This is a genomic window from Ralstonia sp. VS2407, from assembly GCF_052950655.1.
This window is the reverse complement of record NZ_JBRFVG010000099.1, coordinates 1-585: the sequence shown is the minus strand read 5'-3', so window position 1 is coordinate 585 and position 585 is coordinate 1. Positions and strand designations below refer to the sequence as shown.

Here is a 585-nt window from a genome sequence, read left to right as displayed (position 1 = left end):
CCGTGCGGGCCTTCATCGACGCGGTCAAGACGCGCGCCCGTGGGGCGGAGGTCTCCCAGGCGCTCAACCCGGCGCAGCAGGTCATCAAGATCGTCAACGAGGAGCTCATCGCCATCCTCGGGGGCGAGACCCGGCGCATCCGGCTGGCCAAGCAGTCGCCGACGGTGATCATGCTGGCCGGTCTGCAGGGTGCCGGGAAGACCACCCTCGCCGGCAAGCTCGGCCGCTGGCTCAAGGAGCAGGGCCACGCCCCGCTGCTCGTCGCCGCCGACCTGCAGCGCCCCAACGCCGTCAACCAGCTCCAGGTCAACGGCGAGCGCGTCGGCGTACCCGTCTTCGCGCCCGAGCCGGGCAACGGCGGCGGCGACCCGGTGCAGGTGGCGCGCGACTCGATCGACCACGCGCGCCGCACGATGCACGACGTCGTCGTCGTCGACACCGCCGGCCGCCTCGGCATCGACGCCGAGCTCATGCAGCAGGCCGCCGACATCCGCGACGCGGTGCAGCCCGACGAGACCCTGTTCGTCGTCGACGCGATGATCGGCCAGGACGCCGTCACCACGGCGCAGGCCTTCCAGGACGGCG

Annotated in this window: 1 protein-coding gene; it reads left to right on the top strand. The window is 72.6% G+C overall.

What is annotated here, in order from left to right:
* Positions 1–585: AAA family ATPase (locus ACU8YE_RS24045; protein WP_446929866.1), on the top strand; the 585-nt coding region annotated here is incomplete at both ends.